We start from the raw sequence: 15,905 nt of genomic DNA on the forward strand, positions 1-15,905 counted from the left end.
CGCGCCGGACCGGCCCCGCCGCGTCGTGCTCGCCGAGGGCGCGTCAGTCGCGCAGCCGCACGACCAGCTTGCCGAGGGCCGCGCGGTCGTCCATGTCCGCCAGCGCCCGGCCGAACTCCGCCATCGGGTAGACCTTGCCGACCGGCGGCTTGACCGCACCGGACTCGATCATGGGCAGCAGCTGGCTCCACTGCTGCTGGAGGTAGTCGGGTCGGGTGAACGCGTACGCGCCCCAGCCGACCCCGCGGACGTCGATGTTGTTGAGCAGCAGCCGGTTGACCTTGACCTCCGGGATGCCCGCACCGGCGGCGAAGCCGACGACGAGGAGCCGGCCCTGCGGCGCCAGGATGCGCAGCGAGTCGGTGAAGGCGTCGCCGCCGACGACGTCGAGGACGACGTCGACGCCCTTCCCGCCCGTGAGCTCCGCGACGGCGTCCTTGAAGCCGTCGAACAGGACGGCGTCGTCCGCGCCCGCCGCCCGCGCGTACGCCGCCTTCTCCTCGGTGCTCGCCACCGCGATGACCCGCGCACCGAGCCCCTTCGCGACCTGGATGGTCGCGGTCCCGACCCCGCCGGCCGCGCCGTGCACGAGCACGGTCTCGCCCTCGCGCAGCCCGGCCCGCTCGTCGAGAGCGAAGAGCGCCGTCAGGTAGTTCATCGGCAGCGCGACGGCCTCCTCGAAGCTCACCGCGTCGGGCAGCGCGAAGGTGGACTGGCGGGGCCCGGCGACGAGCTCGGACGCCCCGCCGTAGCCGCCGACCCCGACGACCCGCTGTCCGGGCTCGAACCGCTGCCCCTGTCCTGCATCGCCGCCGGAGACCACGACCCCGGCATAGTCCACCCCGAGCGTGAACGGCGGCTCGGGACGCAGCTGGTACTGGCCGCGACTGAGCAGCAGGTCCGGGAAGGAGACCCCGACCGTGTGCACCTCGACCAGCACGTCCTCCGGTCCGGGCGTCGGGTCCGGCACCTCCCGGACGACGACGTCGGCGGGACCGGTGGTGGTGACGACCTGGACTGCGCGCACGGCTCGGAGAGTACCCCTCGGGCGGTGCCCCCGCCGTCAGGCCCCGGCGGACCGGCGGGCGTGCTCGGCCACCAGGTCGGCGTACCAGGTGAAGGACCGCTTGGGCGTGCGCCGCTGGGTCTCGTAGTCAACGTGGACCAGGCCGAAGCGCTGCGTGTAGCCCTCCGCCCACTCGAAGTTGTCGATGAGCGACCACGCGTAGTACCCGCGCACGTCGACGCCGCGCTCGATCGCCTCGGCGACGGCCGTCAGGTGCAGCGCGTGGTAGTCGACGCGCAGATGGTCGTCGACGATGCCGTGCTCGTCGGGACCGGCGGCGTAGGAGCATCCCGACTCGGTGACCACGATCGGCGGTACGGCGGCGCGGAAGCGCGCGCGGAAGGTGATCAGCCACTCCCGCAGCGCGTCCGGCACGACCGGCCAGCCGAAGTCGGTCACCGGGTAGCCCAGCACCTCGCGGAACTCGAACGGCAGCTCGGCGGTCTCGTCGGCGGCGGCGATCCGCATCGGGTTGTAGTAGTTGACGCCGTAGAAGTCGAGCGGCTGGCGCATGGTGGCGAAGTCGCCGTCGCGCACGTGCGGCTCGAGGAGCATCGTCAGCTCGTCGGCGTACCGGCCGAGCAGCATCCCCTCCATGTAGTGGCCGTTCCACAGCGTGTCGAAGAGCTTCGCGGCGCCGATGTCGGCGGGGTCGTCGCTGGCCGGCCAGATGGGCGCGTGGTTGTTGGCGCAACCGACGCTGGTCGCGCCGGCGGCGCGCAGGGCGATCACGGCGCGCCCGTGGGCGACGAGCAGGTGGTGGCCGACCGGGAGGGCGTCGAACATGAGGGACTTCCCCGGCGCGTGGATGCCGACGGCGTAGCCCATGAGCGTGATGACGTTCGGCTCGTTGACCGGCACCCAGTCGGCAACCCGGTCGGCGAGCCGCTCACCGACGATCGCGGCGTAGTCGGCGAAGCGGTCGACGGTCGCCCGGTTGAGCCAGCCCCCGTCGTCCTCCAGCGCCTGCGGCAGGTCCCAGTGGAAGAGGGTCGCCATCGGCCGGATCCCTGCCTCGAGCAGGTCGTCGACGAGGCGGTCGTAGAAGTCGAGGCCGGCGGCGTTGACCTGTCCGCTGCCGGTGGGCTGGATCCGCGGCCAGGCGACCGAGAACCGGTAGCCGGTGGCGCCGAGGGTGCGCATCAGCGCGACGTCCTCGCGCCAGCGGTGGTAGTGGTCGCAGGCGGTCGCGCCGCTCGACCCGTCGACGATCCGGCCGGGGTGGGCGCAGAAGGTGTCCCACACCGACGGACCGCGACCGTCCACGGCGACCGCGCCCTCGATCTGGTACGCCGCCGTGCTCGTGCCGAACCTGAAGTCGGCGGGGAAGCGCCCCGCCAGATCCCCCACCCTGTCCCCCATCGGCCCGATCATCTCACCCAGGACCCTTCCGCGAGCTCTCCATGTGCCGGCCGGCGACGCGACAGTCGGGGCTCCGGGAGCGGGGAGGTTCCGACCCGGCACAATCTGTCACGTGAACGTCGAGATCCGCAGGGGAACGGACCGGTTCGTCGAACGGGCCCCGGGGCGGCTGAGCCACCACGCCTTCTCCTTCGGCCCGCACCTCGACCCGGAGCGGCTGTCCTTCGGTCCGATGGTCTGTCACGACGACCATGTGCTGGGCCGGGACACCGGCTTCGAGGAGCATCCGCACGAGGCTCTCGAGATCGTCACCTGGGTGGTGTCCGGCTCGGTCGTGCACCGTGACGGCACCGGAGCGGTGGAGACCCTGCGCGCCGGCGACTGCGGCGTCCTGTCGGCCGGCACGGGCGTGCGGCACAGCGAGCTCGCCGGACCCGAGGGCCCGGCGCGGTTCGTCCAGGTGTGGCTGCGGCCCGACGACCCCGACGCCGCGCCTGCCTACGCCCGCGCCGGCTCCGACGCGGCGCCGGGCGCCGGACTGGTCCGCCTGGTCGGCGAGGGAGGCCCGCTCGCCGTGGCCGTCGCGGGCGCCGTCTTCGAGGTGGCCCGCCTCGGCGCGGGCGAGACCCTCGCCCTGCCGGCCGCGCCGCGGGTGCACGCCTTCGTCGCGACCGGCGCGCTGCTCCGGTCGTCCCTCGCCGAGCCGCTCGCGGCCGGCGACGCGCTGTGCGTCACCGACGGGGCGTCGTACTCCGTCACCGCCGCGGTGCCGACCGAGATGCTGGTGTGGTCGTTCGGGACGGGCGCGGGCTGAGGTGCCGGCGGGACGGGGCCGGCAGCCTCAGCCCTCCCCCAGCGCCTCGCCCGGCCCGACGAGAGCCCCCGCGACGTCCGCAAGACCGCGCACCTGCTCACGGGTCAGCCGGTCGAAGACCAGCGCCCGCACCTGGGCGACGTGGGCGGGCGCGATCCGTTCGAGCAGCGCCTGACCCTCGTCGGTCAGCACGGCGAACTGGCTGCGCCGGTCGCGCGGGCAGTCCGTCCTCGTGACCCAGCCCCGCCGCTCGAGCACCGCCACCGCGTGGGTCAGCCGCGACGGGCTGGTCGCGGTGAGCCGGGCGAGCTCGCCCATCGTGAGGGACCGGTCGGGCGCGGCCGCCAGGTTGGCGAGCATCGCGTAGTAGGTGTGCGTGATCCCGGCCTCCTCCCGCAGCCGCCGGTCGAGCGCCTGCGGGAGCTCGTGGACGAGCCGGACCAGCGGCAGCCAGGCCGCCATCTCCTCCTCGTCGAGCCAGCGGTTCTCCTCGCCGCTCACGCGACCGCTCACGCGCCCAGCCCGCCCACGCCGCCCAGCCCGCTCAGGTCCAGCGTGTGTGCGGTGTGGTACCGCTTCACGGTGAGATAGCGCTCGTTGGCGGCGGACAGGTGCACCCCGGTGGGTACCTGCTCGTCCACGCCGACGCCGTACGCCGCCAGCTGGCCGGCCTTGTCGGGGTTGTTGCTGAGCAGGCGGATCCGCCCGGCGCCGACGGCGCGCAGCATCTGCGCGGCGGCGCGGTAGTCGCGCTCGTCCTCGCCGCGGCCGAGCGCGACATTGGCCTCGTAGGTGTCGAGGCCCGCGTCCTGCAGGGCATAGGCGTCGAGCTTCGCGTACAGGCCGATGCCGCGGCCCTCCTGTCGCAGGTAGAGGAGGAAGCCGCCCGCCACCGTGATCCGCTCGGCAGCCTCGCGCAGCTGCGGTCCGCAGTCGCACCGCTGGGAGCCGAACACGTCGCCGGTGAGGCACTCGCTGTGCGGGCGGACCAGGGGCGCCGTACCTCCCGCGGCGAGCTCGCCGAGCCGGTCCCGCCAGGCGCCGAGGCCGAGGAGCAGGTGCTCCTTGCCGTCGACGAGGCCGTCGAAGGTCAGCACGTCGGCGGTCGTCGCATAGCCGTCCGGGAAGCGCAGCGGTACGACGACTCGGGTGCGGACCGCGGCCGGCGGCAGGGCTGCGGGCGGGCCTGCGGGCGGGGCCGCGGCGGGCGCGGCTGCGGCGGGCGCCCGCCGTGTGCTGGTGGGGCAGATCGTCATCGTGGCTCCGTTATTTCAAAGTTGAAGCGATGGAGGCACAAGCTGGCCGGCACCCGGGGTATTCCCGCCGGCGTCAGGCGGTCCGCGCCAGCTGTAACTAACGGTTCTTGCCACTACCTGACCCGTAGACGGATGCGGTAGTGGCAAGAACAGTTAGTTACAGCTGGTCTCCCGGCCGGAAGACCATGTCCTCGGGGACCACGAGGCCGTACTGCGCGAGCGTGTCGACGAGCACGGCCGTCACCTGCCGGGTGAGCCGGTCGACGAGCTGCTCCTGGGTCTCGTCGTGGTGGTCGAACCACCAGGTGATGCTGGCGTCGACCATCCCCATGACGCCGACGAGGACGCCCTCGGGCGGGTCCGCGGAGAGCGGCGTCTCGCTGAGATAGGACCGGGCCGCCGCGACGATCTCACTGAGCAGCCGGGTCCGACCGAGGCGTGCGCGGTGCAGGGCCTTGGTCTGCTGCTGGGCGGCGAGGAAGCGGAACAGGTGGGGATGCTCGGCGGCCCAGGCGACGCACGGCGCGATCAGCCCGCGGATGATCTCGACCGGCGTCCCGGTGCGCGAGAGGTGCGGTCGCACGCGGCGCAGCAGCTCGGTAGCGGCGAAGCGGGCGACCTCGGCGTCGAGCTGCTCCTTGCTCGCGAAGTGCCGGTAGACGTTGGGGCGCGGGATGCCCGCGCGCTCGGCCACCTGGCCCATCCCGACCTGGCCGCCGCCCTCCTCGATGGCGTCCACCGCCGCCTGCACGACCTGCGCCCGGCGGGCGTCGTTCTCCAGCGCCTCCTTGGCGTTGCGCCGGCGCACGGTCGAGTCGACCCACTTCACGACATCCACCACGGTCCGACGCTATCGCGCGACCGTGACTGGATACATCTTGTATCCGAGCGGCGTGGCGTGATACACCCTGTACCCATGCGCCGCTCACCCTGGATGGACACCGACCTCGACGACTTCCGCGACCTCGCGCGGACCTTCTGCGAGAAGGAGATCAAGCCGAACGTCGAGACCTACATCGCCAACAAGCAGGTCGACCGCGACCTGTGGAACAAGGCCGGCGGGGTCGGCCTGCTCTGCCTCTCGATCCCCGAGGAGTACGGCGGCGGGGGCGGCACCTTCGCCCACGAGGCGATCCTCATCGAGGAGCAGGCCCGGGTCGGCGACAGCTCGTGGGGCGCCTCGCTGCACAACGGGATCGTGGCGCACTACATCCTCAGCTACGGCACGCCAGCGCAGAAGCGCGAGTGGCTCCCCAAGATGGCCAGCGGCGAGGTGGTCGGTGCGATCGCCATGACCGAGCCCGGCACCGGCTCGGACCTGCAGAACGTGCGGACCAAGGCCATCCGCGAGGGCGACGAGTACGTCGTCAACGGCGCCAAGACGTTCATCACCAACGGCGCGCAGGCCGATGTCGTGGTGACCGTGGTGAAGACCAACCCGGAGGAGGCCGCCGCCGGCATCTCCCTGGTGATCGTCCCGACCGACACCCCCGGGTTCTCCCGCGGGCGGGTGCTCGACAAGATCGGCATGAAGGGCCAGGACACCTCGGAGCTCTTCTTCGAGGACGTGCGGATCCCCGTCTCGAACCTGCTCGGCACCGAGGAGGGCCAGGGCTTCATCCAGCTCATGGAGCAGCTGCCCCAGGAGCGGCTGATCGTCGCCGTCTCCAATGTCGCCGCCATGGAGCTCTGCTTCGAGGAGACCATGCGCTACGTCCACGACCGGCACGCCTTCAACCGGCCGATCTGGGGTTTCCAGAACACCAAGTTCAAGATGGCCGAGATCGCCACCGAGGCGCGCGTCGCCCGCTCCTTCGTCGACGAGTGCATCGGCCTGCACCTCGACAAGCAGCTCGACATCCCGACCGTGGCCATGGCCAAGCTGTGGTGCTCGGAGCGCGCACAGAAGGTCGCCGACATGTGCCTGCAGCTGCACGGCGGCTACGGCTACATGAACGAGTACCCGATCGCCCGCGCCTGGGCCGACCTCCGCGTCTCCCAGATCTATGCCGGGACCAGCGAGATCATGAAGGAGATCATCGCCCGGTCGCTGCCGGCGCCGGTCTGAGGCGAGGAGACAGTCTTTTCCAGCCCCCAGCCACCCTCACACCCTCACCCCCAGGATCGTGACGATGCTGAGCACCCCGGCCCCGAGCGAGACGAGTGCGCTCGCGGCGATCGGCGGCCAGGGCGACACGGCTGCGGCGTCGACGCGCCGGGCCTGGTAGGTCCTGGTCGACATCACCAGGACGGCGAGCGCGCCCGGGATTCCGACGAGCAGCCAGGCCCAGGCCAGGACACCCTCGTGCAGGGAGGTCACCTTGGCGATCGTGGCGGTCGCGACGAGCAGGGAGAGGGCGGTACGACGCCAGGCCAGCGCGGTGCGCTCGTTCTGCAGGCTGCGGTCGGTGCACGGTGCGCCGCTCACCACAGCAGGAACCACAGCACGAGCCCGGTGACGACGAGGCCCGCCGGCAGCATCACCACCATCGTGAACCCGGGGAGCGGCTGTCCGTGGCGCATGGCGCGCTCGGCGCGGGCCCAACGGACCACCGCCAGGAGGGCGCAGAGCATGCCCAGCGCGACGAGGAGGACGGCGAGCACCCGGCTGCGGCCGTCGGTCTCCGGCGGGGCGACGAGGTCGACGGCGACGCCGCTCGCGATGAGAGCCAGGGCCGTGCGCAGCCAGGCGAGATAGGTCCGCTCGTTGGCGAAGCTGAACCGGTAGTCGGGCTCCTCTCCCCCGTCGTACACCCAGGCGGGTCGTCGCCGCCCGCCCGCTCGCGGCGTCACGACCCGTCCTCGCGAGCGGCCGCGTCGTGCGCGGCCTGGAGGATCTCGCGCGCCGAGCGGCCGGTCTCGCGGGCCACCCTCGCGATGTCGTCGAACTCGGGCTGCCGGGTGAGCCGCGTCCCGCCGGTCCCGGCCTCCTTCACCCGGACCCGGTGGCCGTGGACCGCGACCACCCGCTCGGTGCGGGGAGCCGCGTGCTTCTCGACGCCGGCGACCCGGACTCCGATCGTCGTGGTCTCGCGCAGCAGGCAGTCGCGGACGGCGGCGACGGCCTCGGGGACGCAGAGTGCGGCGACCTGGTGCGCGGGTCGCCCCTTCTTCATCACGATCGGGGTGAGCCAGGCGTCGTCGGCTCCGGCGGCCAGCAGGGCGTCGAGGACGAGCGGCCACAGCCGCGGGTCGAGGTCGTCCACGTTCGCGCTGACGACGACCGCCGACGTGCGCGTGACGGGCGCCGCTTTGACCTCGTCGGTCTCGAGGAGGACGGCGCGTACGACGTTCGGCGCCTCCGCATGGTCCGCGCTCCCCGCGCCAGCACCCGCTGCGAGCACGCGGCCGGCCGGCGGCGGGCCCCACGACCGCACCTCAGAGACGAGCAGCGCGGCGCCGGTCGGCGTACACAGCTCGCGGGCCACCGCGCCGGGGACCAGGACGGCGTCGGTGCCGGCGAACAGCCCGACGACGGCGGGCACGGGCACGGCGAGCCGACCGTGGGAGGTCTCGACGCTTCCGCTCCCCACCGCGACGGTCTCCGCGTGCAGCGCGACCACGCCGAGCTCGTCGAGGGCGGCGCAGACGCCGACGATGTCGGCGATGGCGTCGAGCGCGCCGACCTCGTGGAAGTGGACGTCGTCGACGGCGACGCCATGCGCCCGGGCCTCGGCCTCGGCCAGTCCGCGGAAGGCCGCGAGCGCGCGCTCGCGCGCTCCCTGCGTCAGCGCCGGTCCGGCTCCCTCGATCAGCCCGCGCACCGCGCGCCAGCCGCGGTGGTGGTGCGACTCGTCGGTGCCCACGTGCGCCTTGAGCGCGGCGAAACCCGCCCGTCGTACCCGTTCGACCTCGATGGTGACGGGCTCGGGGGCGACCGCGTCGACGGCGGCCCGGACCAGCTCCAGGGACGCACCGAGGTCCAGGAGCGCGCCGAGGAGCATGTCGCCGCTGGCGCCGCTGGCGCACTGGACAGCGAGATGGCGCACGTCTCAGCCCCGTTCCAACGGCGCTGCGGCCACCTCGACGTGGGCGTAGCCCGCGGCGGCGACTGCGCGCTCCAGCGCCGGGCGGAGCCCACCGCCCTCGACCGCGTCGATGTCCGCGGCGCCCAGCTCGACGCGCGCCGTGGCCCCGAGATGGCGCACGCGGAGATGGCGCAGGCCCAGCGCGCGCAGCCCGGCCTCCGCCTGCTCCACCTGCGCGAGCCGCTCGCGGGTCACCGGCATGTGCAGCGGCACCCGGCTCGCCAGGCAGGGCGCTGACGGCTTGTCCCAGACCTCCAGGCCCAGGGCGTGGGCCAGCGTCCGGACGAGCTCCTTGCCGATGCCGGCCTCGGCGAGCGGGGAGCGTACGCCGAGCTCGGCCGCCGCGCGCCGTCCCGGGCGGTCGGTGGCCCGGAGGTCGTCGGCCGTGTCGCCGTTGACGAAGACATCGCACCCGAGCGCGCGCACCCCGCTGCCGAAGGCGCGGGTGTAGAGCTCGTGCTTGCAGAAGTAGCAGCGGTTGCCGCGGTTCGCGACGTACGCCGGGTCGTCGAGCTCGAAGGTGGGGATCTCGCGGCACTGGATGGCGAGCGCCGCGGCCGTCGCGTGTGCCTGCCGTCGCTCGAGGTCCGCGAGACTGGGGCTCACGCCGAGGACGGCCACGACCCGGTGGCGGCCGAGGGCCCGCGCGCTGAGGGCCAGGGTCACCGAGGAGTCGACGCCTCCCGAGAACGCGACGGCCACCGCGGAGGCGTCCGCGACCTGCGCGGCGAAGGCGTCCGCGGCGACCCCGAGACGTCCCTCCAGCGGCCGCGTCTCGTAGTCGAGGCGGTCGTCCGGGTGGGGAAGCGCGGTCACGACGCTCCCTCGGGCGCGGCGGGCTCGGCACGCTCCTGGCGGAGCTTCGCCTCCATGTCGCTGCGCACGCGGAGGACGTGCTCGACCATCCGCTCGCGCGCGGCCACGGGATCCCCGGTGCGGACCGCCGCGATGAACTCGCGATGCTCCGCCATCGCCTGGAGGGGCCACCCGCGCTCGGCCTCCAGCATCGCCAGCAGCATGCGTTGCAGCACCGGCTCGAGCATCCGGGCGAGCTCGGGATTGCCGGCCGCCCGCAGCACCCGGGCGTGGAACTCCACGTCCGCGCGGATCATCCGGGACCGGGCGCCGTCCGCGTGCGCCTGATCGTGACCGTCCTGGATCGCCTCGAGGTCGGTGACCAGACGGTCGTCGCCCGACTCCACCGCGAGCCGGGCGGCGAGCCCCTCGAGCTCGGCGCGCACGAGGTACAGGTCGACCAGGGCGGGGAGGTCGGCCGAGGCGACCACCGCGCCCGAGTGCGGCCGCTCGGTGCCCAGCCCTTCCTGGACGAGGCGCTGGACCGCCTCGCGGACGGGGCTCCGGCTGAGCTCCAGCTCCTGGGCGATCGCCGGAACGCTGAGCCGCTGGCCGGGCAGCAGCTGGCGCGTCAGGATCCGCTCCTTGAGCAGCTCGTAGGCCTGGTCGGCCAGTCGCGACCGCTGGATGCCGGTGACCATCGGCCTCTCCTCCGTCAGGGGTCCTGGTGAGCTCACGAGACGTGTCGCCGGGCCTGCCGGCCGGTGATCGACTCGAGCACCTTGAGGACGGCGATGGTGTCCTCGGCGCCGTGACCGGCCGCCAGGCCCATGGTCGTGAGCTGCTGCGCGGCCCGTCCCGTGATCATCGGGACCCGGAGCTCGTCGGCCAGGTCCAGCGCGAGGGCGTTGTCCTTGTGCAGCAGCTGCAGCGTGAACGTCGGCTCGAAGTCTCCGTCGACCGCTCGGGCCGCGACGTCCCGGAACAGCGGGCTCACCGACGCGGCGCCGGAGTCCACGACGAGGTCGACCCAGCGGCCGGGATCGAGACCGGCGGCCTCGGCGAGAACGAGCAGCTCGGCCGTCACGGCATTGATCGTGCCGAGCATCAGGTTGTTGAGCACCTTGGTCGCGGCGGCCGTCCCGACCGGACCGACTCGCTCGACGGCGCGGGCGGCGGGCGCCAGGACGCGGCGCACGAAGGCGACGGTCTCCTCGTCGCCGCCGACGGGGAAGGTCCACTGACCGACCGACGCGGGCCGTCCCAGGATGGGAGCGTCGGCATAGGCCTGGCCGCGCTCCTCGGCCAGCCGCGCGGCCGCGCGCGCGTCACCGGGTCCGATCGTGCTGGTGTCGATCACGACCAGGGGCCGTGCCGCCTCGGCGCCGGCGGACGCCGCCTGGGCCGCGTCGGCCAGCCGGGCGACGACGTCGAGCACCACGTCCGGTGTCGGCAGGGAGAGCACGACGGCGTCGCAGGACGCCAGGTCGCGGACGTCCTCCACCACCGTCAGCCCCTCCTCGGCCGCGCGTGCGGCCGCGGCCGGCGCGGGGTCCACGCACCGGAGGGTGGCCCCGGCGCCAGCGATCCGCGTCGCCAGCCTCAAGCCCATCGCGCCCAGGCCGACGACGCCGACCGTGAGCCCCGCGGGGCCCGGCTCGGCCGTCTGCGCGGTCACGCTCACTCCACGCCTGCTTCCTTGGCGGTCTCGATGAACAGGGAGGTGTCGAAGAACTCGTCGGGATCGACGAACTTCGGGAGCCCGCCGAGCTCGACGTACGCCTGCTCCGCGGTGCCGATGATGTCGGAGACCGTCCCATCCTCGTACAGCTTCAGCCATTCCGCGTTGGAGTTGTTCTCCTGGAAGCGCACCTGGTACTTCAGGTCGTCGAGGGTCGCCTGGCCGTCGTACGCCTTCTCCTGGACCTCCGCGAGCGCCGCCTCCGGGTCCTTCTCGAACGCCTCGTTGCTGGCGAGCCAGCCGCGGATGATGGCCGCCATCGTGTCCTTGTTCTCGTCGTACCAGTCGTTGTTGGCGATCCAGCCGTCGGCCACCGCGGCGTCGGGGTAGTTGCCCGCGTTGTCGATCTCCACCGCGCCGGGTCGGCCCTCCTTCAGCCGGAGGTCGAAGGGCACCCACAGCGCGATCGCGTCGACGGATCCGGAGACGAAGGCCTGTACGGCGTCCGGCATCGACGCGTTGACAACCTCGACCGCGTCACGGTCGACCCCGTTCTTCTTCATCGCGGCGTTGAGGAACACGTCGGCGGTCGTGCCCTCCGTGGTGATCAGGCTGTGCCCGGGCAGGTCCTTGACGGACTCGATGCCCGAGTCGGGCTGCACGTAGAGCCGAGCCGTCGCCGTCTCGATGGAGTTGACCATGAAGATCTTGCCCTGGCCCTGCGCCGGGAAGTTCGACGTCACGCCCCCCATGATCGCGACGTCGATGGCGCCACTGGCCAGCGCTTGGCTGACGGCGATCCCGGTGTCGAACTGGGTCGCCTGGATGTCGAGGTCCTCGTCGGCGAAGTGTCCGTTCTGGAGGCCGTAGTGCAGCTTGTCGTCCACGGCGATCGTGTGCAGGTAGCCGACCTTGACGACCGTCGAGCCCGCCGGGGCGTCCTTGGTGTCGGGTGTCTCGTCCAGAGCGCCGCATCCGGCGAGGGCGAGCGTGGCCGCCGCGAGGGCGCCGAGAATTCGCTTCATGAGGTTCCTCCGTGGGTGAACGACGACATACTGCGCATCACCTCTTCGAGATGACGCCGGAGCTCGATGAACTCCGGTGCGGTCCGCGACGCTGCGGTCCGGGGCATGGGGACGGGGACGTCGACGACCTCGCTGACCCTGGTGGGCCGGCCCGTCAGCACCACGATGCGCGAGCTGAGGAAGATCGCCTCCTCGACCGAGTGCGTGATGAACATGGCCGTCCGCCGCTCCTCCTGGTTGGCCTCGTGGAGGAGCTCCTGCATGAACTCGCGGGTCTGGGCGTCGAGCGCGGCGAACGGCTCGTCCATCAGCAGCACGCTCGGGTCGGTCGCATACGCCCGCGCGATCGCCACGCGCTGCCGCATGCCGCCCGACAGGGTCTTGGGCAGCGCGTCCTCGAAGCCGCGCAGCCCCATCAGGTCGATGTAGCGGTCGGTGGCGGCGGCGATCTCCGCCTTGCTGTGCCGGTTGGCGCGCAGCGTCAGCCCGAAGCCGATGTTCTTGCGCACGCTCAGCCACGGGAAGATCGCGTACTGCTGGAAGACCACGCCCCGGTCGTGGTGGGGGCCGGTCACCGTCACCCCGTCGACCTGCACCGTGCCCGAGTCGGGTGAGGCGAAGCCCGCCGCCATCGTCAGCAGGGTCGACTTGCCGCAGCCACTGGGTCCCAGCACGCTGACGAACTCCCCGCGCCGGACGTCGAAGCTGACCCCGTCGAGCACCTCCTTGCGGCGCCCGCCCTTGCCGAAGCCGATCCGGACGTCGTCGAAGTGGATCTTCGGGACGCCCTCCCGGGAGGTCTCGGGCTCGTAGGTCTCCGCTCGCACCATCAGCCGCCCACCCTCTCCTGCCAGCGCACGGCGCGCTTCATCACGACCGCCAGCAGGCGGTCCATCACCAGGGCGGACAGTCCGATGAGGACGACGCCGCCGTACACCATGTCGATCTTGAAGAAGTTCGCCGCATCCTGGATCGAGGCGCCGAGGCCGCGCTGGGCGGCGATGAGCTCGGCCGCCACCAGGGTCGCCCAGCACACCCCGACCGCGACCCGGACCGCGACCAGCACCTGCGGCACGGCGAGCGGGACGACGACCCGGCGGAAGAGCTCGAGCTCGGTGGCGCCCATCGAACGGGCGGCCCGCACGTAGATCTCGTCGATGGCGGCGATGCCCTCGTAGATCACCACGACGGAGGCGAAGAAGGCCGCGTACACGAGGATGAACAGGCGAGCCTGCTCCCCGATCCCGAGGTAGATGATCACGAGCGGGATCAGGGCGATCGGCGGCAGTGCGCGAAAGAAGCTGAACAGCGGGTCGAACATCTGGCGCAGCGGCGTGTACCAGGCCAGCAGGAAGCCGATGGGCAGCGCGAGCGAGCAGCCGACCGCGACGCCGATCAGCACGCGCAGCACGCTGAGCCGGAGGTCGAGCAGGAGGCCCTCGTCACGGAACTGGGTGACCAGCGTGGCGAGCACCTCGTCGGGGCGCGGCAGCTGGCCGGGGGGCATCACCCCCGAGAGCGCGACGGCGTACCAGACCAGGAGGAAGACGCCGAAGCCCGCCAGGGACCACAGGCTGCGACCCACGAACTTGGACACGGGACATGCCTTTCGGTGAGCGGACCGCCGCCGGCCGGACCCGAGAGCGGGCCGGGGCGGGCCGTCGCTGGCGCTGTGACGCGGCCCACGATTACATGTAATGTGCAGTTCGTCAAAGGGGTCGAGCGAGAGGGTCGGACATGGATGTCGAGTTCGAGTACGGCGACGGGACCGTGACCGCCGCCCTGCCCGACGACACGGCCGTGGTGCGGCCCGAGACCGCGACCCACGAGCCCCCTCCGCTCGAGGATCCCGAGGCGGCCACCCGGGCCGCGCTGGCGGCGCCGCTCGGCAGCGACCCGGTGCGGGGCCTGGTCTCGCGCGGCAGCACCGTCACCATCGCGTTCCCCGACCGGGTCAAGGGCGGCGCCCAGGAGACCGCCCACCGCAAGGTGTCGATGCGGCTGCTGTTCGAGGAGCTCGACGCCGCCGGCGTACGCCGTGAGGACGTCCGCCTGGTCTGCGCGATCGGCCTGCACCGCAAGAACCGGCGCGAGGAGTTCCTCGACTACCTGGGGCGCGAGGTCGTCGACGCCGTCCCCGCCGCCAACCTCGTCAACCACGACGCCGAGGACCCCACCGGCATGGTCGACCTCGGCACCTCCGCGCTCGGCGACCCGGTGGCGATGAACAGGGCGCTGGCGGAGTCCGACCTCACCGTGCTCATCGGGCACACCGCGGGCAACCCCTACGGCGGCTTCAGCGGGGGCTACAAGATGCCGAGCACCGGCCTGACGTCGTGGCGCAGCATCGCCGCGCATCACTCGCCGCGCAGCCTGTACCGCGACGACTTCGTCCCCGCCTCCACCGCGAGCCGCTTCCGCGAGCAGCTGACGGCGATCGGCGAGCGGATGCAGGAGGCGATGCCCCAGCCGTTCTTCAGCGTCGACGCGGTCCTCGACAGCCGGTCGCGCCAGCTCGGCGTGTACGCCGGCCGGATCCCCGACGTGGAGCGGGCGTCGTGGCCGCTCGCGACCGCGCGAACCGACCTGCGGGTGCCGGGCGAGCCGGCCGACGTCCTGGTGATCGGGGTCCCCCGCAACTTCCACTACGGCGCGGGCATGGGCTCCAACCCGATCCTGATGATGCAGGCCATCGGGGCGAGCGTCGTGCGCGCGAAGCGGGCGATGGTCGACAAGCCGGTCGTCATCGCCGCGGCGGTCTGCGACGGCTGGTTCAACGACACCGAGTTCCCGCCGTACCGCCAGGCCTTCGAACGCCTCCAGAGCTGCCAGCACCCCGCGGACATGCGCGAGCACCAGGACGAGCTGGCCACCGACCCGGAGTGGGTCTACCGCTACCGCCACCGCTTCGGCTACCACCCCTTCCACGCCTTCTCGATGATCTACATGGGCGGGATCGCCCGCGAGCACAGCGCCGCGATCTACGTCGCCGGCGCGAAGCAGCCCGGCCTGGCACGTGCCATGGGGGCGCGCACGACCGCGACGATCGAGGAGGCCCTGGCGGAGACCACCGCCATCCTCGGGCGCACCCCGAAGGTGCTGGCCGTGCCGCGGCTGTCGCAGCCGGCGTTCCACCTGACCAGCGGTGGAGCCTGACCGTGGCCACCTCCGGGCGAGCACGCACCGCGGACCTCGGGTGGGCGCGCCTCGACCTGGACCGCGCCACGCGCACCGGTGACCCCGAGGTCGTCTACGGCCAGGGCAAGACGCCGACCCAGGTGGTCGAGGCGCTGCGGCGACTGCACGAGCACCATCCGGCACGCCAGGTGATGGCGACCCGCCTGTCCCCGGACGCACGCGCCGCGGTGCGCGCGGCCCTGCCCGAGGCACTCGTCGACGACGCGGCACGGACGGCGGTCCTCGGGCCGCCCGTGTCCGGCACCGGTCGGGTCCTGGTCCTCGCCGCCGGGACGGCCGACGGACCGGTCGCCGCGGAGGCCGCGATCACCGCTGCGGTCCACGGGGTCGAGGTGGAGCGCATCGACGACGTCGGCGTCGCCGGCCTGCATCGCCTGCTGGCGGTGGCCGACCGCCTCGAGTCCGCCGACTGCCTCGTCGTGGTCGCGGGCATGGAGGGTGCGTTGCCGTCCGTCGTCGGCGGGCTCACCGGCACGCCGCTCGTCGCCGTACCGACCAGCACCGGGTACGGCGTCGGGGCCGGCGGCATCGCCGCACTCAACGCGATGCTGAACTCCTGCGCACCCGGCGTGGTGGTCGTGAACGTCGACAACGGCTACGGCGCCGGCGTCCATGCCGCCCGGGTTGCGCGGGTCGCGCGGGCGGCGCGATCGGCGGGCTGAGCGGAAAAGACAGTTTCA

The 15,905-nt window shown here is 72.7% G+C and carries 18 protein-coding genes; 4 read left to right on the forward strand and 14 right to left on the reverse strand.

Going from position 1 to position 15,905, the window contains the following annotated elements:
- Positions 1–43: 43 nt before the first annotated feature.
- Entirely contained in the window at positions 44–1,027 is a 984-nt protein-coding gene (locus ACJ5H2_RS20505; RefSeq protein WP_408897288.1) for an NADPH:quinone oxidoreductase family protein, read from the reverse strand.
- 36 nt (positions 1,028–1,063) lie between these two features.
- Complete coding sequence (locus ACJ5H2_RS20510) at positions 1,064–2,428, reverse strand: GH1 family beta-glucosidase (protein WP_408897289.1); 1,365 nt, start codon at positions 2,426–2,428, stop codon at positions 1,064–1,066.
- Between the two features lie 112 nt (positions 2,429–2,540).
- Here ACJ5H2_RS20510 and ACJ5H2_RS20515 point away from each other — a divergent pair, with 112 nt between their 5' ends.
- Positions 2,541–3,242: a pirin family protein gene (locus tag ACJ5H2_RS20515; protein WP_408897290.1), complete on the forward strand. Its 702-nt coding sequence runs from the start codon at positions 2,541–2,543 to the stop codon at positions 3,240–3,242.
- Between the two features lie 27 nt (positions 3,243–3,269).
- On the opposite strand, the gene ACJ5H2_RS20520 is transcribed toward ACJ5H2_RS20515, so the two are convergent.
- The 3 genes from ACJ5H2_RS20520 to ACJ5H2_RS20530 form a co-directional block, all read right to left on the reverse strand.
- Positions 3,270–3,755 (reverse strand): MarR family winged helix-turn-helix transcriptional regulator, encoded by a 486-nt coding sequence (locus ACJ5H2_RS20520; protein ID WP_408897291.1) that lies wholly within the window; start codon positions 3,753–3,755, stop codon positions 3,270–3,272.
- Entirely contained in the window at positions 3,752–4,498 is a 747-nt protein-coding gene (ribA, locus tag ACJ5H2_RS20525) for a GTP cyclohydrolase II (protein ID WP_408897292.1), read from the reverse strand. The genes ACJ5H2_RS20520 and ribA overlap by 4 nt, the downstream gene beginning before the upstream one ends.
- 157 nt (positions 4,499–4,655) lie before the next feature.
- Positions 4,656–5,339, reverse strand: a complete 684-nt coding sequence (locus ACJ5H2_RS20530) for a TetR/AcrR family transcriptional regulator (RefSeq protein WP_408897293.1) — start codon at positions 5,337–5,339, stop codon at positions 4,656–4,658.
- Positions 5,340–5,414: 75 nt separating this feature from the next.
- Between ACJ5H2_RS20530 and ACJ5H2_RS20535 the strand changes: the two genes are divergently transcribed.
- On the forward strand, positions 5,415–6,566 hold the full coding sequence (locus ACJ5H2_RS20535) for an acyl-CoA dehydrogenase family protein (RefSeq protein ID WP_408897294.1): 1,152 nt from the start codon (positions 5,415–5,417) through the stop codon (positions 6,564–6,566).
- A 36-nt stretch (positions 6,567–6,602) separates the two neighbouring features.
- On the opposite strand, the gene ACJ5H2_RS20540 is transcribed toward ACJ5H2_RS20535, so the two are convergent.
- The 9 genes from ACJ5H2_RS20540 to ACJ5H2_RS20580 are packed head-to-tail and all read right to left on the reverse strand — an operon-like array spanning position 6,603 to position 13,624.
- Positions 6,603–6,926 (reverse strand): DUF202 domain-containing protein, encoded by a 324-nt coding sequence (locus ACJ5H2_RS20540; protein ID WP_408897295.1) that lies wholly within the window; start codon positions 6,924–6,926, stop codon positions 6,603–6,605.
- Complete coding sequence (locus ACJ5H2_RS20545) at positions 6,923–7,291, reverse strand: YidH family protein (protein ID WP_408897296.1); 369 nt, start codon at positions 7,289–7,291, stop codon at positions 6,923–6,925. The genes ACJ5H2_RS20540 and ACJ5H2_RS20545 overlap by 4 nt, the downstream gene beginning before the upstream one ends.
- Entirely contained in the window at positions 7,288–8,487 is a 1,200-nt protein-coding gene (larC, locus tag ACJ5H2_RS20550; protein WP_408897297.1) for a nickel pincer cofactor biosynthesis protein LarC, read from the reverse strand. The genes ACJ5H2_RS20545 and larC overlap by 4 nt, the downstream gene beginning before the upstream one ends.
- A gap of 3 nt (positions 8,488–8,490) precedes the next feature.
- Complete coding sequence (gene larE, locus ACJ5H2_RS20555; RefSeq protein WP_408897298.1) at positions 8,491–9,342, reverse strand: ATP-dependent sacrificial sulfur transferase LarE; 852 nt, start codon at positions 9,340–9,342, stop codon at positions 8,491–8,493.
- Positions 9,339–10,022, reverse strand: a complete 684-nt coding sequence (locus ACJ5H2_RS20560; protein ID WP_408897299.1) for a GntR family transcriptional regulator — start codon at positions 10,020–10,022, stop codon at positions 9,339–9,341. The genes larE and ACJ5H2_RS20560 overlap by 4 nt, the downstream gene beginning before the upstream one ends.
- A 32-nt stretch (positions 10,023–10,054) precedes the next feature.
- Positions 10,055–10,999, reverse strand: coding sequence for an NAD(P)-dependent oxidoreductase (locus ACJ5H2_RS20565; RefSeq protein ID WP_408897300.1), 945 nt, complete (start codon positions 10,997–10,999; stop codon positions 10,055–10,057).
- A gap of 2 nt (positions 11,000–11,001) precedes the next feature.
- The gene (locus tag ACJ5H2_RS20570; RefSeq protein WP_408897301.1) at positions 11,002–12,027 is read right to left on the reverse strand and encodes an ABC transporter substrate-binding protein; all 1,026 of its coding nucleotides are present in this window, start codon (positions 12,025–12,027) and stop codon (positions 11,002–11,004) included.
- Positions 12,024–12,857: an ABC transporter ATP-binding protein gene (locus ACJ5H2_RS20575; RefSeq protein WP_408897302.1), complete on the reverse strand. Its 834-nt coding sequence runs from the start codon at positions 12,855–12,857 to the stop codon at positions 12,024–12,026. The genes ACJ5H2_RS20570 and ACJ5H2_RS20575 overlap by 4 nt, the downstream gene beginning before the upstream one ends.
- On the reverse strand, positions 12,857–13,624 hold the full coding sequence (locus tag ACJ5H2_RS20580; protein WP_408897303.1) for an ABC transporter permease: 768 nt from the start codon (positions 13,622–13,624) through the stop codon (positions 12,857–12,859). Before ACJ5H2_RS20580 ends, ACJ5H2_RS20575 begins: the two co-directional genes overlap by 1 nt.
- Positions 13,625–13,764: 140 nt before the next feature.
- Between ACJ5H2_RS20580 and ACJ5H2_RS20585 the strand changes: the two genes are divergently transcribed.
- Both ACJ5H2_RS20585 and larB read left to right on the forward strand, forming a co-directional pair.
- A complete protein-coding gene (locus ACJ5H2_RS20585; RefSeq protein ID WP_408897304.1) occupies positions 13,765–15,183 on the forward strand; it encodes a lactate racemase domain-containing protein in 1,419 nt (472 codons plus the stop codon).
- Positions 15,184–15,185: 2 nt separating this feature from the next.
- Positions 15,186–15,887 (forward strand): nickel pincer cofactor biosynthesis protein LarB, encoded by a 702-nt coding sequence (gene larB, locus ACJ5H2_RS20590; RefSeq protein ID WP_408897305.1) that lies wholly within the window; start codon positions 15,186–15,188, stop codon positions 15,885–15,887.
- The last annotated feature ends 18 nt before the right edge of the window (positions 15,888–15,905 follow it).

It is taken from the genome of Nocardioides pymetrozini (genome assembly GCF_046058985.1).
Lineage (GTDB): Bacteria > Actinomycetota > Actinomycetes > Propionibacteriales > Nocardioidaceae > Nocardioides.

Bases quoted from the DNA above. Each gene is read 5' to 3' on its own strand.
- ribA (WP_408897292.1), bottom strand. From the start codon at position 4,498: ATGACGATCTGCCCCACCAGCACACGGCGGGCGCCCGCCGCAGCCGCG.
- ACJ5H2_RS20510 (WP_408897289.1), bottom strand. From the start codon at position 2,428: ATGGGGGACAGGGTGGGGGATCTGGCGGGGCGCTTCCCCGCCGACTTC.
- ACJ5H2_RS20585 (WP_408897304.1), top strand. From the start codon at position 13,765: ATGGATGTCGAGTTCGAGTACGGCGACGGGACCGTGACCGCCGCCCTG.
- ACJ5H2_RS20570 (WP_408897301.1), bottom strand. From the start codon at position 12,027: ATGAAGCGAATTCTCGGCGCCCTCGCGGCGGCCACGCTCGCCCTCGCC.
- ACJ5H2_RS20535 (WP_408897294.1), top strand. From the start codon at position 5,415: ATGCGCCGCTCACCCTGGATGGACACCGACCTCGACGACTTCCGCGAC.
- ACJ5H2_RS20575 (WP_408897302.1), bottom strand. From the start codon at position 12,857: ATGGTGCGAGCGGAGACCTACGAGCCCGAGACCTCCCGGGAGGGCGTC.
- ACJ5H2_RS20560 (WP_408897299.1), bottom strand. From the start codon at position 10,022: ATGGTCACCGGCATCCAGCGGTCGCGACTGGCCGACCAGGCCTACGAG.